This is a genomic window from Pseudomonas sp. D5(2026), from assembly GCF_057766845.1.
The window spans coordinates 5406670-5420733 of record NZ_CM173421.1 but is presented as its reverse complement, the minus strand read 5'-3'; the positions used below and the strand labels follow the sequence as shown (position 1 = coordinate 5420733).

Annotated in this window: 16 protein-coding genes and 1 other RNA gene; 8 read left to right on the top strand and 9 right to left on the bottom strand. The window is 63.1% G+C overall.

The window, feature by feature from the left end:
* The first annotated feature begins 63 nt into the window (after positions 1 to 63).
* Positions 64 to 714, top strand: a complete 651-nt coding sequence (locus tag AC3B5Q_RS24960; RefSeq protein WP_021783525.1) for a gamma-glutamylcyclotransferase — start codon at positions 64 to 66, stop codon at positions 712 to 714.
* A gap of 140 nt (positions 715 to 854) precedes the next feature.
* On the opposite strand, the gene AC3B5Q_RS24955 is transcribed toward AC3B5Q_RS24960, so the two are convergent.
* Positions 855 to 1832 (bottom strand): NADPH:quinone oxidoreductase family protein, encoded by a 978-nt coding sequence (locus tag AC3B5Q_RS24955; protein ID WP_392525599.1) that lies wholly within the window; start codon positions 1830 to 1832, stop codon positions 855 to 857.
* A gap of 157 nt (positions 1833 to 1989) precedes the next feature.
* Here AC3B5Q_RS24955 and AC3B5Q_RS24950 point away from each other — a divergent pair, with 157 nt between their 5' ends.
* Together AC3B5Q_RS24950 and AC3B5Q_RS24945 are read left to right on the top strand one after the other, a co-directional pair.
* The gene (locus tag AC3B5Q_RS24950) at positions 1990 to 2394 is read left to right on the top strand and encodes a flagellar basal body-associated protein FliL (RefSeq protein ID WP_021783527.1); all 405 of its coding nucleotides are present in this window, start codon (positions 1990 to 1992) and stop codon (positions 2392 to 2394) included.
* Positions 2395 to 2557: 163 nt separating this feature from the next.
* Positions 2558 to 2992 carry a type II toxin-antitoxin system PemK/MazF family toxin gene (locus AC3B5Q_RS24945; RefSeq protein WP_060489058.1) on the top strand — a complete coding sequence of 145 codons (435 nt, stop codon included), beginning with the start codon at positions 2558 to 2560 and terminating at the stop codon, positions 2990 to 2992.
* Between the two features lie 180 nt (positions 2993 to 3172).
* Here the strand turns inward: AC3B5Q_RS24945 and AC3B5Q_RS24940 are convergent, their stop codons facing one another.
* The 4 genes from AC3B5Q_RS24940 to AC3B5Q_RS24925 all read right to left on the bottom strand — a co-directional run bounded on the left by AC3B5Q_RS24940 (position 3173) and on the right by AC3B5Q_RS24925 (position 8508).
* Complete coding sequence (locus tag AC3B5Q_RS24940; protein WP_401100643.1) at positions 3173 to 4285, bottom strand: ABC transporter permease; 1113 nt, start codon at positions 4283 to 4285, stop codon at positions 3173 to 3175.
* A gap of 1 nt (position 4286) precedes the next feature.
* Positions 4287 to 7007 (bottom strand): ribosome-associated ATPase/putative transporter RbbA, encoded by a 2721-nt coding sequence (gene rbbA / locus AC3B5Q_RS24935; RefSeq protein WP_021783529.1) that lies wholly within the window; start codon positions 7005 to 7007, stop codon positions 4287 to 4289.
* Entirely contained in the window at positions 7004 to 7963 is a 960-nt protein-coding gene (locus AC3B5Q_RS24930) for an HlyD family secretion protein (RefSeq protein WP_488392771.1), read from the bottom strand. The genes rbbA and AC3B5Q_RS24930 overlap by 4 nt, the downstream gene beginning before the upstream one ends.
* A gap of 95 nt (positions 7964 to 8058) precedes the next feature.
* On the bottom strand, positions 8059 to 8508 hold the full coding sequence (locus AC3B5Q_RS24925) for an EVE domain-containing protein (protein WP_103469582.1): 450 nt from the start codon (positions 8506 to 8508) through the stop codon (positions 8059 to 8061).
* Between the two features lie 178 nt (positions 8509 to 8686).
* Here AC3B5Q_RS24925 and AC3B5Q_RS24920 point away from each other — a divergent pair, with 178 nt between their 5' ends.
* Positions 8687 to 8839, top strand: coding sequence for a hypothetical protein (locus AC3B5Q_RS24920; protein WP_021783531.1), 153 nt, complete (start codon positions 8687 to 8689; stop codon positions 8837 to 8839).
* Between the two features lie 19 nt (positions 8840 to 8858).
* Here AC3B5Q_RS24920 and AC3B5Q_RS24915 read toward each other — a convergent pair whose 3' ends face one another.
* From AC3B5Q_RS24915 to AC3B5Q_RS24900, 4 genes are all read right to left on the bottom strand, one after another.
* Positions 8859 to 9467: a 5-formyltetrahydrofolate cyclo-ligase gene (locus AC3B5Q_RS24915; protein ID WP_021783532.1), complete on the bottom strand. Its 609-nt coding sequence runs from the start codon at positions 9465 to 9467 to the stop codon at positions 8859 to 8861.
* Between the two features lie 124 nt (positions 9468 to 9591).
* Positions 9592 to 9771: non-coding RNA, 6S RNA (gene ssrS, locus AC3B5Q_RS24910), on the bottom strand.
* A 17-nt stretch (positions 9772 to 9788) separates the two neighbouring features.
* Entirely contained in the window at positions 9789 to 10109 is a 321-nt protein-coding gene (locus tag AC3B5Q_RS24905) for a cell division protein ZapA (RefSeq protein ID WP_003253687.1), read from the bottom strand.
* A complete protein-coding gene (locus tag AC3B5Q_RS24900) occupies positions 10106 to 10288 on the bottom strand; it encodes a TIGR02449 family protein (protein WP_031322377.1) in 183 nt (60 codons plus the stop codon). The genes AC3B5Q_RS24905 and AC3B5Q_RS24900 overlap by 4 nt, the downstream gene beginning before the upstream one ends.
* Positions 10289 to 10469: 181 nt before the next feature.
* Between AC3B5Q_RS24900 and AC3B5Q_RS24895 the strand changes: the two genes are divergently transcribed.
* Genes AC3B5Q_RS24895 through AC3B5Q_RS24880 form a run of 4 tightly spaced genes read left to right on the top strand, consistent with a single transcriptional unit; the run spans position 10470 to position 14055 of the window.
* A complete protein-coding gene (locus AC3B5Q_RS24895; RefSeq protein ID WP_021783534.1) occupies positions 10470 to 11024 on the top strand; it encodes a YecA/YgfB family protein in 555 nt (184 codons plus the stop codon).
* A gap of 21 nt (positions 11025 to 11045) precedes the next feature.
* Entirely contained in the window at positions 11046 to 12380 is a 1335-nt protein-coding gene (gene pepP, locus AC3B5Q_RS24890; protein ID WP_003253692.1) for a Xaa-Pro aminopeptidase, read from the top strand.
* Positions 12377 to 13576 (top strand): 2-octaprenyl-6-methoxyphenyl hydroxylase, encoded by a 1200-nt coding sequence (gene ubiH, locus AC3B5Q_RS24885; protein ID WP_330508654.1) that lies wholly within the window; start codon positions 12377 to 12379, stop codon positions 13574 to 13576. The genes pepP and ubiH overlap by 4 nt, the downstream gene beginning before the upstream one ends.
* A complete protein-coding gene (locus AC3B5Q_RS24880) occupies positions 13573 to 14055 on the top strand; it encodes a DUF4442 domain-containing protein (RefSeq protein ID WP_021783537.1) in 483 nt (160 codons plus the stop codon). The genes ubiH and AC3B5Q_RS24880 overlap by 4 nt, the downstream gene beginning before the upstream one ends.
* The last annotated feature ends 9 nt before the right edge of the window (positions 14056 to 14064 follow it).

Here is a 14064-nt window from a genome sequence, read left to right as displayed (position 1 = left end):
TCGGGCCGCAGCGTAATCGAATCTCGCTACCTCCGTAGTTCACAGGAATAATGGCGGCAGCTTATGTCGGCTCTTGAAAGTATGTCTTGGGAAGTTTCATACCCTCCAGCACTCGATTTCGGTCAGCAACATACTCGCGAACAGTTGTTCAGCTCCATGAAGACAACCATGTCCAGGCATCAGGGCGGGCCGGTGTGGCTGTTTGCCTATGGCTCGTTGATCTGGCGCCCGGAATGCAATTCGGTGGAGCGTCAGCGCGCGCGGGTACATGGTTATCACCGTGGCTTGTACCTGTGGTCGCATGAACATCGCGGCACCCCGGAAACCCCCGGCCTGGTGTTTGGCCTGGACCGAGGTGGTTCCTGCAGCGGTTTTGCCTACCGGCTGGATGAGCGCAATCTAGACGACTCACTGATGGCCCTGTGGCAGCGCGAGATGCCGTATCCGGCCTACCGGCCGCACTGGCTCCACTGTCGCCTGGGCGATGGTAGCAAGGTGCAGGCCTTGGGCTTTGTGCTGGAGCGGCATTTGCCGTGCTATGCCGGCAACTTGCCGGATACTTTGCTCAGCCAGATCCTGGCCAGTGCCAAGGGGCGTTATGGCACCACGCGCGACTATGTCGAGCAGACCTTGAATGCACTGCGCAGTCACCAGATGCCCGATCGCAATCTGGAAGCGCGATTCAGGCGTTGCCATAATCTGCGCGAAGTGTGAACAACCAGCTCCGGCCTCTTCGCGGGTAAACCCTGCGCGGTCGCCTGTAGGAGCGGGTTTACCCGCGAAGGGGCCGGGCCTGCCGGCCAATTCCACCCGCCGTTAACCGTTGCCGTCACCACCGTATTCGCGGTACTGCCTTACCTGGCCAGCACCACCAACTTACCCACAGCCTGCCGTTGCCCCAGCTTCTCGATAGCAGCCCCGGCTTGTGCCAGTGGATAAGTCTGCGACACCAGCGGCTTCAACTTGCCCTCGGCATGCCAGGCAAACAGCTGGCGGAAGTTGGCGGCATTGTCCTCCGGCTGGCGCTGGGCAAATGCCCCCCAGAACACGCCCAGTACCGCCGCGCCCTTGAGCAGCACCAGGTTGGCCGCCAGCTGTGGAATGCTGCCGCTGGCAAAACCCACCACCAGCAGCCTGCCATTCCATGCCAACCCGCGCACCGCTTGTTCGAACAGCTCGCCTCCGACCGGGTCGTAGATCACGTCCACGCCTTGGCCGCCGGTCAGACGTTTGATTTCTTCGCGCAGGTTGGCCTGGCTGTAATCGATCAGTTCATCCGCCCCGGCAGCCTTGGCCACGGCCAGTTTCTCGGCACTGCTGGCCGCCGCGATCACCCGCGCGCCCATGGCCTTGCCGATCTCCACCGCCGCCAGGCCGACTCCACCGGAAGCGCCCAGTACCAGCAGCGTCTCGCCTGCCTGCAACTGGCCACGCTGGCGCAGGGCGTGCATCGAGGTGCCGTAGGTCATGCCGAAGGCCGCAGCGGTGGTGAAGTCCATGCTCGCCGGGATCGGCAGAACGTTATAGAACGGCACCGCCACTTGCTCGGCGAACGCACCCCAGCCGGTGAGCGCCATGACCCGGTCGCCTACCTTGAACGCACCGGCCTTTTCACCGATGGCGGCCACCACGCCCGCTGCCTCTCCACCGGGAGAGAACGGCAGCGGTGGCTGGAACTGGTACTTGCCTTCGATGATCAGGGTGTCGGGGAAGTTGACCCCGGCAGCGTGCACGTCCAGCAGGATCTCGTTTTTCTTCGGCAGTGGGCTGGCCACCTCTTCCAGCACCAGGTTGCGCGCTGGACCCAGGGTTTTGCACAACACAGCTTTCATCGGGGCTATTCCTTTGCGGGTAGTGGCCGATAAGTGTAGGAGGGCCGCTTGGTAGGTCAACGAGCATGGCCCGCCCTGATGGGGCGGCATAAGCCCGGGCTTGGGTTTGAGCGGTGTGCTGGGTAAGCTGGCGCCAATTGTATTGAGGAGCGAATTCGTGAAAGCGTGGATCTTGATGGTGCTGGCGCTGCTGCTGCCGGCTGCGGCCATGGCCGAAGAAGCCAAGGAAGGGGCGCCCAAGGTCGCCTACATCAGTCTGAGCCCGCCCTTTGTTGGCAACTATGCGCTCGACGGCAGCCCGCGGCTGCGCGTGTACAAGGCTGACGTGGCCCTGCGCGTGACGGGTGACGAAGCGGCCAAGACGGTGAAACACCACGAACCGCTGATCCGTAACCAGCTGGTGGCATTGTTCACCCAGCAGACGGTGGACAGCATGAGCAACGTCGAGGCCAAGGAGCATCTTCGCCAAGAGGCGCTGAAACAGGTGCAGCAGGTGCTGGAGGCGGAAGAGGGCAAGCCGATCGTTGAGGACCTGCTGTTCAACAACCTGATTGTGCAGTGACCTGAAACAGTGTGAGGTCCATCACTGATAAGTCGGATTGAATTCAGGCTTACCCCGTGTGTAGGACCCTTCTGTCTTTCCTGTAAGCCCGCCAGTTTTCAGTTTTTGGGGCCATGGCCAAGCTAGATTGTGCCCTGTCTTCAGTTGCTCGAGAGTGTTGGCAATGGCTTTGAAGTACCAGCCGAAAGAGGCGACTGTACTGATGTGCGACTTTTCAGGCTTTCAAGTGCCTGAAATGATCAAGGTGCGTCCCGTGGTCGTTCTTCGCAAGCACAGTCAAAATCGCCAGTTAGTGACGATAGTCCCTTTGAGTACCACTGCACCGGATCACATGGCAGGGCATCACGTTGTGCTGCCGAGTTATCTGCCTGGTTCGGCCCTGACATGCTGGGCCAAGTGCGACATGATCTACACGGTGGCTACCTCCAGATTGGACAGATGTCGGGTCAAATCGCGGCAAGGAAGTGGTCGGGAATACATGACCTTTACAATGCGGCCAGAGCATTTCGCCGCCGTGAGGGCTGCAGTTGGCTTTACGCTGGGTTTCACACATCCAGCAACAGAGCGGTCTGTTGTCAATGTTACGCTCGATGCGTGATAATCAGCCTGTTCCCGCAAGGGGCTTGTAAGACTCTGAGGATCCTGGTTCAACCAGCAATTACAGAGCCGGGCAGGTATATGGCGATGACAAGTCGACCTGTCTGTGAGTAGGGCGCCGAAAGGCGCCCTTTGTCTTTGTGCCAGTTTTCCAACTTTCGGCGGACGCTCGCGCATGCCTTCAAGACGCCAGGGTACGGCGGAACCGCGCGAGGGCCACGCTGAAGAACACCAGGCCGATCAGCGTCAGCGCCAGGATATCCGGCCATACCACCGCCCACCCGGCATCCCGGAACAGGATTGCGGCACTCAGGCTGACAAAGTGCGTTGAGGGTGACCCCTGCATCACCCACTGCAGCCACTGCGGCATGCTGTCCAGTGGTGTGCTGCCACCGGACAGCAACAGCATCGGGATGATCACCGGGATCGCCAGCAAGCCGAACTGCGGCGTCGAGCGCGCCAGGGTGGCGAGGAAAATACCCAGCGCAGTGCTGGCGAACAGGTACAGCGCGGTCACGGCCAGGAACAGCCCCATCGAGCCAGAAAGCGGCACGCCCAGTGCACCTTTGACGACTACCACCAACGAAATCCAGGTGCAGATCACCACCACCAGCGCGTTGCTGCCGATCTTGGCCAGCATGATCTCCAGCGCGGTCAACGGCAGCACCAGCAGGTGGTCGAGGGTGCCGTGCTCACGCTCGCGCAGCAGCGCGGTGCCGGTGAGGATGATCGCCAGGATGGTGATGTTGTTGACGATCTGGATCACTGCCAGAAACCAGCCCCCTTCCAGGTTGGGGTTGAACAGCGCCTTGGGGTTGATTAGCACCGGGCTTTGCACGTTGCCACGCTGGCTGTAGTCGAGCAGCTCGCGCTCGAAGATGCGGCCGATGTAGCCGGCGCCCATGAATGCTTGGCTCATGGCCGTGGCGTCGACGTTGATCTGCAGCTCCGGCGAGCGCCCGGCCAGCAGGTCGCTCTGGAAGTTCACCGGTACGTTGATGACGAAGGTGTACTGGCCGCTGTCCATGGCCTGGTCCAGGCGCTGAGGGGGCAGCGGCACGGCTGGCTGGAACTCGGGGGGTTGCAGGGATTCGCTGAGCTTGCGCGAGAGCAGGCTATGGTCTTCATCCACCACCGCCACGCTGGCGTTGTGTACGCCGATCACCGAGCCGGCTGCCGGCATGTAGATCGCCACGCTGAAGGCATAAAGCAGGAACAGCAGCAGTACGCTGTCATGGCGCAGGCTGGTCAGTTCTTTCAGGCCCAGGCGCAGGGTGTGGTTCAGGCGCGACATGTCAGGCCTCCTGTTTCTTCAGCATTGCCAGGCTCAGGCCAGTGAATGCGGCAAAGAAACTGAGCAGGATCAGGCACTGCGGCCACAACTCACGCAGGCCTAACGCTTTGGTGAAGGTGCCGACTGCGATGTCGAGGAAGTAGCCTGCCGGGAACAACTGGCCCATCACCGCTGCCGCGCCGTCTAGCGACGAACGTGGCACGATCAGCCCGGAAAACTGGATGGTCGGCAGGCTGGTAATGATCATCGTGCCGAGAATGGCGGCGATCTGGGTGCGGGTGAATGCCGAGATCAGCAGGCCCAGGCTGGTGGTTGCCAGCAGGTAGGCCATGCCGCCACACGCCAGGGCCAGTACGCTGCCCTTGAGCGGTACGGCGAACAGCCAGCGGTTCATCGCCACCAACAGCGCCAGGTTGACCAGGCTCACAGCCAGGTAGGGCATCTGCTTGCCAAGCAGGAACTCCAGGCGGGTGAGGGGTGTGGCGTAGAAGTTGGTGATGGAGCCGAGCTCCTTCTCGCGCACGATCCCCAGCGCAGTGAGCATGGCCGGAATGAAGGCCAATATCAGCGCCATTACGCCAGGGCCGATGGCGTTCACGCTGACCACATCCTGGTTGTAGCGGAAACGCGTTTCCAGGCGCACCGGGTCCTGGCGTGGCTGCGGTTGTGGGCTGGCCTGTGCCAGTTGCTCCAGGTTGGCCTGGTGCACGGCTTCCACGTAGTTGCGGCTGGTTTCTGCGCGGAACGGCATGCCACCGTCGAGCCAGGCGGCCACCACCGGCTGGCGCCCTGCATACAGGTCGCGGCCAAAGCCGGGCGGAATCTCCAGTGCCAGTTTGATTTCCGAGCGTTGCAGGCGTTGGTGCAGCTCTCTGCTGTCGCGGATTGGCGCTTGTTCAGCGAAGTAGCGTGAGCCACGGAAGGCTTCGAGGTAGGCGCGACTTTGCGGGCTCTGGTCCTGATCGTGCACGGCGAAGGCGAGGTTTTCCACATCCAGTGAAATGCCGTAGCCGAAGATCACCATCATGAACAGTGCACCCAGTAAGGCAAAGGCCAGGCGCACCTTGTCGCGCAGCAGCTCCTTGCCCTCACGGCCGGCCACTGCCAGCAGGCGGCGCAGGCTGAAACCCTGGCGTAGCGGCAGGGTGGGGGTGGACGCCTGTTCCAGCACGCTGCTGTCGGTGGCGGCTGGCGCCAGCTCCTGGGCCTGCTCCAGGCAGCGAACGAACGCGTCCTCCAGCGTGGCGCCCTGGTACTGATGCTGCAGGGCATCGGGTGTGTCGCAGGCCAGCACCCGCCCAGCGTGCATCAGCGAAATACGATCGCAGCGCTGGGCTTCGTTCATGAAGTGGGTGGAGAGGAAAATGGTCACGCCCTGCTCGCGCGACAGTTCTACCAGCAGGCGCCAGAAGTCGTCGCGGGCGGCCGGGTCGACACCGGAGGTCGGTTCGTCGAGGATCAAGACTTCCGGGCGATGCAGAACCGCCACTGCCAGCGACAGACGCTGGCGCAAACCAAGGGGCAGGGCGCCAGACGGTTGGTCTGCGATAGCGGCGAGGTCGAAGCGCTCGATCAGCTCATCGATGCGCTGGGCGCTCTCGGCTTTGGGCAAGTCGAACAGGCGGGCATGCAGGGCCAGGTTCTGCCGGGTGCTGAGCTCGCCATACAGAGAGAAACTCTGCGACATGAAGCCGACCCGCTTGCGTGTGGCCAGGTCGCTGGCGTCCACCGGGCGACCCAGCAGGCTAGCGCTGCCCTCGCTGGCCGGCATCAGGCCGGTGAGCACCTTCATGGTGGTGGTCTTGCCGCAACCGTTGGAGCCCAGGAAGCCAAAGATCTCCCCTCGGCCAATGGCGAAACTGACCTTGTTCACCGCTGTGAAGTCGCCAAAGCGTAGGGTCAGGTCGTGCGCCTCGATGGCGACCGGGCCGTCCGTGGCTTGGCGCGGCGGGATTGCCAGTGGTTGATGCTGCGCCTTGCCCGCGCCCTGGTAGTGGGTAAAGGCGTCATCCAGCTTGCCGCTGGGGGTTACTGCAGCCAGTTCGTGGCTAGGGCCAGCGGCCAGCAAGTGGCCGCCATCGAGCATCAGGCAATGCTCGAACTGTTCGGCTTCTTCCATGTAGGCGGTAGCCACCAGCAGGGTCAGTTGCGGGCGTTGTGCGCGAACCTGCTCAACCAGCTCCCAGAAGCGCCGCCGCGACAGTGGGTCGACGCCGGTGGTCGGCTCGTCCAGGATCAGCAGGTCTGGCTCGTGGATCAGCGCGCAGCAAAGGCCCAGCTTCTGCTTCATGCCACCCGACAGCTTGCCGGCCGGGCGCTGGGCAAAGCGCTGCAGGTCGGTGGCCTGCAACAGATTGGCCATGCGCTGCTCACACTCGCGGCGGCCCAGCCCGAACAGGGTGGCGAAAAAGCGGATGTTCTCGCTGATCGACAGTTCCGGGTACAGGTTGTTGCCCAGCCCCTGCGGCATGAACGCTACTTTGGGGTATAGCGCGGTGCGATGGCGGCGTTGGCGGATCGAGCCGCCCAGCACCTGCAGCTCTCCCTGCTGCAGGCGTTTTACGCCGGCGATCAACCCCAGCAGGGTCGATTTACCGGCCCCATCGGGGCCGATCAGCGCGCAGCGGGTGCCCACAGGCAGGCTGAAACCTAGCGGGTGCAGGGCTATGAGGTCGCCGTAACGGTGGCTGATGCCTTCGGCCAGCAGTGCCGGGGCGTTCATTGCAGGTTGGCCGGCCAGTCCACTTCAGCCGTGCGGACATAGCCGGCGCCTGGCATGCCTGGCTTGGCTTGCGGCACGGCGCCCGGGTCGCTCAGGCGCAGTTTGACCCGGAACACCAGCTTTTGCCGTTCGTCGCGGGTTTCCACCTGTTTGGGGGTGAACTGGGCCTTGGCTGCGACAAAGGCCACTTTGGCCGGCAGCACGCGCTCGGGCAGGGCGTCGAGCACGATGCGCGCCTGATCGCCTACGGTCAGTCGGCCGCTGGTGGACGCAGGCAGGTACAGGTTCATGTACTGGTCGCTGGGGTCGATCAGCATCAGGACGCGGCCGCCGGCACCCAGCACTTCACCGGGTTCGGCCAGGCGCAGCTGGATGATGCCGTTGATGGGCGCACGCAGGCTGCTGTCGTCGATTTCGCTGGTAAGCTGTGCCACTTGCGCCTCGGCGGCGCCGATTGCAGCCTTGATCGCTGCCAGTTGGGCGCGGGCAGCGACCACTGCTGCGTTGGCTGTGTCAAAGCGCGCCTGCTGTTGGTCGAGCAACTGCTGGCTGGCGTACTTGCGCTGGAAAATTTCGCGCACGCGCTTGAGCTCCTGGCTGGCCAATAGCAGTTCACTCTGGCGCAGTTGCACGCTGGCCTGGGCGGCGGCGTAGTTTTCCCGGGCGCGCAGCACTTCGGCTTCGGCCTGGCTGCGCTGGGCTTCCATGGTACGGGTGTCGATGCGTGCCAGTAGCTGACCACGGGTAACGTTGTCGCCTTCATCGACCAGTACTTCGGCCAGGCGACCTGGGATCTTGCTGGCGATCTGCACTTCGGTGGCTTCAAGGCGGCCGTTGCCCATGCTCAGGCCTTCGGGCAACTGGTCGTGGAGCGACTTCCAGTACCCCAGCCCGCCGGCTGCAACGAGCAGTGCGATCAGTGCAGTGGCGAAGATTCTAGGGGCGTATCGGTTCATCGATCTGCATCCTTGCGGTCATGCACAGTCCATCATGCCTGACGGCCATGTATGGCGTGTTGATATTGGTCAAGCCCTTGACCTTAGCTGCGCATTCAGCGCAACGCGACAATCACCGCCCATTGCTCGGGCGTTACCGGCATGACCGACAGGCGGCTGCCTTTTTGCACCAGCGGCAACTCGACCAGCCCGGCCTGCTGTTTCAGCCACCCCAGTTCCAGCACCCTTGGGAAGGTTTGTACGTGGGCCACATCCACTGCGCTCCAGGGGTTCTTGTCGGTCGTGGCCTTGGCATCGTGATAATGGCTTTCCGGGTCCAGCGCGGTAGGGTCCGGGTAGGCCGCGCGGGTGATTCTGGCAATGCCGGCGATGCCGGGTTGCGGGCAGCTGGAGTGGTAGAAGAAAAATTCGTCACCCACGCTCATTGCCCGCAGAAAATTACGCGCCTGATAGTTGCGCACGCCGTCCCAGCGCGCTTCACCCAAGCGTGCGAGGGCTTCGATGGAGAGCTCGTCGGGCTCGGATTTCATCAGCCAGTAGGCCATGAATGCTGCTCCTGAAAAGGTTTGAAATAACCTGTTGCACGAAACCGACAGCCGGTTGGCGTCAAGGTTTGCGTGCGGACGCATGTTGTCGGAAAATGCGCACCGTTTAAAGCGCGTGCACCGGCGGTACCCAGAATATCGCCGAGTACAGAACAGTTTGCCTGGGGGGCAATCTTCGATGAATCAACGTAAAAAGCCGGATCTACTGTGGATCCTGGTGTTCATTTTTGGCCTGGGTGTGGTCACTACCGGTTATGCGCAGGGGTTCTGGGAGCGCAAGCTGGACAGCGCCTATCAGATGCCGGTTGACGCCAGCCAGCCACAACGTTGATATCCCCCGCTGGCGCCGCTCAACGTGGCGCCAGGTACCAGCCACGGTCCGAGACCGTGCCTTGCAGTGGTACGTCCCAACTGGCCTGCGCCAGCCGCTCGACCTTCTGGCATTCATGCGCCAGCCCCAGCAGCAACGGTTTTTTCCAGGTTTGCCGACGCGCCTGGTAGGCCAGGCTGCGATCATAGAAGCCACCGCCCATACCCAGGCGGCCGCCCACTTCGTCAAACCCGACCAGCGGTAGCAGAATCAGATCCAGCGCCCAGATTGGCCGTTGGCGTTTGCGATCGATTATCGGCTCTGGAATACGGAAGCGATTGGGCTTGAGCTTCTCACCCTGCTCAAAACGCTGGAACACCATGCGCGTGCGCGGCCAGGCGTGCAGCACCGGCAGATAGGTGCGCTTGCCGCGACGCTGTGCTTCGCGTAGCAGTAGGCGAGGGTCGATTTCACCGTCGTTGGGCAGGTACAGGGCGATGTGGCGGGCGCGGCGGAACAAGGGGTGTTGCGCCAACTGGCGGTACAGGCCGAGCGTAGCCTGGCGTTGCTGGGCAGGGGTCAGGGCGCGGCGGGCATTGCGAAGCAGGCGACGTAGCTGGGGGCGGGTGAGCGGCACGGTTTCGGTCATGGCACAGGCGGTCCCAGATGTGCTGCCTTATACGAAAAGTGCCTGCGCGGTGACTATTCGTACAAAGCTTGAATAAAGTCGGCCAAAACGAATTGCCCGCCGGGGAGGGCGGGCAAGAGAATTCAGGCTCCCCGATAAGACCGCTATCGGTGTAGCCCTTGAACCCGAAAGTTCAAGGTGGAGATTGCAGGGGGCGTTAAGGCTTTCCGTCGGGCGGACATGCACACCGGCCCCAGCGTGCAACCCCCGTGGTTGTGCGTATCGGCTCAGGGACATAACCGACTGGCGCATCCCCCAGGGAGTGGCGCCAGTATACCAATCTCAGCCGATTTTGGTATCCGTGTCGTCGGACAAAGCCTTATCTACCCGATCCAGCAGGTCGCGCACCTGTTCGCGGTTTGTGCCGCTGACCGGCGCATCATTGCGGTCTTCCTGGCGGTGCAGCATTTCGTGGGTAATGTTCAACGCTGCCATGACCGCGATGCGGTCGGCACCGATCACCTTGCCGCTGCTGCGGATTTCGCGCATTTTGCCGTCCAGGTAGCGCGCAGCGCTGACCAGGTTGTTGCGCTCTTCCGGCGGGCAGATGATCGAGTATTCCTTGTCGAGGATCTGCACAGTGACGCTATTGCTTGAACTCATGAGTCTTGCTCCAGAGCCTTGAGGCGTAAAATCATCGACTCGACTTTGCGCTTGGCGATCTCGTTCTTTTCGATGAGGTGGGCGCGCTCTTCGCGCCAGGATTTTTCCTGAGCTACTAGGAGTGCATTTTGCCGTTTTAGTTGCTCGATGCGTTCGATCAGCAACTCGAATCGGCTCATCAGTGCCTGCAGGTCGTTCTCTTGCGTGGGTTGCACTCGATTCGCTCCGTCGTTGAGTCCCCTGGCGATGATGCCTCTCCCTGGGCGGCAACGGCCAGTGCCGATAGTCTTGGCGCGCCTGCCGATGCTAGGATACAAGGTCTTCATTCTAGACATTGCGCCGTCTGGCGCCTAGCTGCCCATGCCCAATACTCAATCGCCCTACAACGCCTTCGCCATGCTGCTCTCGAGCAATGGTCATCCCGTCACCCCGGCCGAACTGCACGGCCTGCTGATTGGCCGCAGCTGCGCCGGGGCCGGCTTCGATGCCGATGCCTGGTTGGCCGATGCCGCCCAACTGCTGGAAACCGAGCCTGGTGACAGGGTCCGCAATGCCTTGGTCGGTTTGCAGGAAATGGTCAAGGGCGAGCTGACCAGCGACGACATGGCGATCGTCCTGCTGCTGCCTACCGATGATGCTGCACTGAGCGACCGCGCCACCGCGCTGGGCCAGTGGTGCCAAGGCTTCGTGACCGGTTTCGGCCTGAACGCTGGCGGTAAGGACTTGTCCGACGAGGCCAAGGAAGTGCTGCAGGACCTGGTAGCCATTTCGCAGGTCCAGGAAGCGCTCGAAGAGTCCGAAGACGGCGAGAGCGACTACATGGAAGTCATGGAATACCTGCGCGTGGCGCCCCTGCTGCTGTTCTCCGAACTGGCCAAGCCGGCCGCACCCGCGCCCAAGCCCTCGCTGCACTGATCAACCAGGGGTAGTCTGCCCATGAGCCACATTCCCAAGGCCGAGTATGCCCGTCGGCGCAAGGCGCTGATGGCGCAGATGGTCCCCAACAGCATCGCCATTCTGCCCGCCGCCGCAGTTGCCATCCGCAACCGCGACGTCGAGCACGTGTACCGCCAGGACAGCGACTTCCAGTACCTCAGCGGCTTCCCGGAGCCCGAGGCGGTGATTGCTTTGATTCCGGGGCGCGAGCATGGCGAGTACGTGCTGTTCTGCCGTGAACGCAACCCCGAGCGCGAGCTGTGGGACGGCCTGCGGGCGGGCCAGGAAGGGGCAGTGCGCGATTTCGGCGCTGACGATGCCTTCCCCATCACGGATATCGACGAGATCCTGCCTGGCCTGATCGAAGGCCGCGAGCGGGTCTACAGCGCCATGGGCAGCAACCCGGAGTTCGACCGCCGGCTGATGGACTGGATCAATGTGATCCGCTCCAAGGCACGCCTGGGCGCCCAGCCACCGAACGAGTTCGTTGCGCTGGATCATCTGCTGCACGATATGCGCCTGTATAAATCGGCGGCGGAAGTGAAGGTGATGCGTGCTGCCGCGGACATTTCTGCGCGGGCCCATGTGCGGGCCATGCAGGCCTGCCGCGCCGGGCTGCACGAGTACAGCCTGGAAGCCGAGCTGGACTACGAATTCCGCAAGGGCGGGGCGAAGATGCCGGCCTACGGCTCGATCGTTGCGGCCGGGCGCAATGGCTGCATCCTGCACTATCAACAAAACGATGCGCCGCTCAAGGATGGCGACCTGGTGCTGATCGACGCCGGCTGCGAAATCGACTGCTATGCCAGCGACATCACCCGCACCTTCCCGGTCAGTGGGCGGTTTTCGCCCGAGCAGAAGGCCATCTACGAGCTGGTGCTCAAGGCACAGGCGGCGGCGTTTGCCGAAATAGCCCCCGGCAAGCACTGGAACCACGCCCATGAGGCGACCGTGCGGGTCATCACTGCAGGCCTGGTGGAGCTGGGCTTGCTCGAAGGTGATGTGCAGGCGCTGATCGACAGCGAAGCCTATCGCGCCTTCTACATGCACCGCGCCGGGCACTGGCTGGGCATGGATGTGCACGACGTGGGCGAGTACAAGGTGGGCGGCGAGTGGCGGGTACTGGAACCCGGCATGGCGCTGACCGTGGAGCCGGGTATCTACATTGGCGCCGACAATCAGGCCGTGGCCAAAAAGTGGCGCGGTATTGGGGTAAGGATCGAGGACGACGTGGTAGTGACCAGGCAAGGTTGTGAAATCCTGACTTCGGGCGTGCCGCGTACGGTCGCCGAGATCGAGGCGCTGATGCAGGCTGCCCGCAAGGCCGTGGCATGAGCCGGGTGAACCTGGCGATCATTGGCGGCGGCCTGGTTGGCGCAAGCCTGGCTTTGGCCCTGCAGGCCGGCGCCAAGGCGCGCGGCTGGAAGATCCTGCTGATCGAGCCGTTCGCCCCCGGCGACAGCTACCAGCCCAGTTACGATGCACGCTCGTCGGCGTTGTCATTCGGTACCCAGCTGATTTATCAACAACTGGGCCTGTGGCAGGCCATCGGCCGCCGCGCCGAGCCTATCCGGCAGATTCACGTTTCCGACCGTGGTCGCTTTGGCGCCACCCGCCTGGATGCCCTGGAAGAGGGCGTACCGGCGCTGGGTTACGTGGTGGAAAACGCCTGGCTCGGGCAGTGCCTGTGGCAAGGGCTGGACAGCGAGGTGGTCAGCTGGCGCTGCCCGGCGGAAGTCACCTCGATGCAGGCCACCGAACGCGGTTACCGCCTGCGGCTGAACGACGATACCCAACTGGAATGTGACCTGGCGGTACTGGCCGATGGAGGCCGCTCCGGCTTGCGCGAGCAGTTGGGTATCCATGTGCGCCACACGCCGTACCAGCAGAGCGCGTTGATCGCCAACATTACCCCGGGTGAGGCCCATGGCGGCCAGGCTTTCGAGCGCTTCACCGAAGAGGGCCCCATGGCCTTGCTGCCGTTGCCGGAAAACCGCTGCGCACTGGTATGGACCCGTCAGGGCATGGATGCGCGGCGCCTGGCCGACATCGACGAGCGCAGCTTCCTGCGCGAACTGCAGGGCGTGTTCGGCTACCGCCTGGGCGCGCTGCGCCAGGTGGGCGCACGGCACCTCTACCCGCTGTCCTTGATCGAGGCCCAGGAGCAGGTGCGGCCGCACCTGGTGGTGCTGGGCAACGCAGCACACAGCCTGCACCCCATCGCGGGTCAGGGTTTCAATCTGTCGCTGCGTGACGTGCAATCCCTGGCCGAAGCGCTGCTGGCAGGTCCACAGCAGCCTGGCGACCTGACCACGCTGCAGGCCTATCACCAGCGCCAGCGCCTGGACCAGGCGATGACCATCGGCTTCTCCGACCAGGTCACCCGCCTGTTCGGCAGCAATCAGCCGTTGCTGACTGCCGGGCGCAACCTGGGCCTGCTCGGGCTCGACCTGTTGCCACCGGCAAAAAGCTGGTTCGCCCGCCAGGCCATGGGCCTGGGCACCCGTCCTGATCCGCGGGGCCAGGCATGAGCAACCCGCGTAAACTGGCGCGCCGGGCGCGCATGCTGCGCTGGCTGCTGAACCTCTACCCACCGTACCTGGGTGCCGGTATCCGTGTGCAGCACATCAGCCCGGACCTGCGTAGCGTCAAGGTGGCGATGAAGCTGACCCGCTGGAACCGCAATTACGTCGGCACCCAGTTCGGTGGCAGCCTGTATGCCATGGTCGACCCGTTCTACATGCTGCTGCTGATCGAGCAGTTGGGGCGTGACTACATCGTCTGGGACAAGGCCGCCAGCATCGACTTCATCTCGCCGGGCAAAGGCCCGGTCTATGCCGAGCTTCACGTCGGTGACGCACTGCTGGACGAAATCCGCCAGCAGGCAGCCACCGGCAAGAAATGCCTGCCGCGTTTGCAGGTCGATATCCGCGATGGCGCCGGCGAGTTGGTGGCGCGGGTCGATAAAACCCTATATGTGCGGCTCAAGCCGCAAGCGAGGCTGGCGTAAGGCATGGAA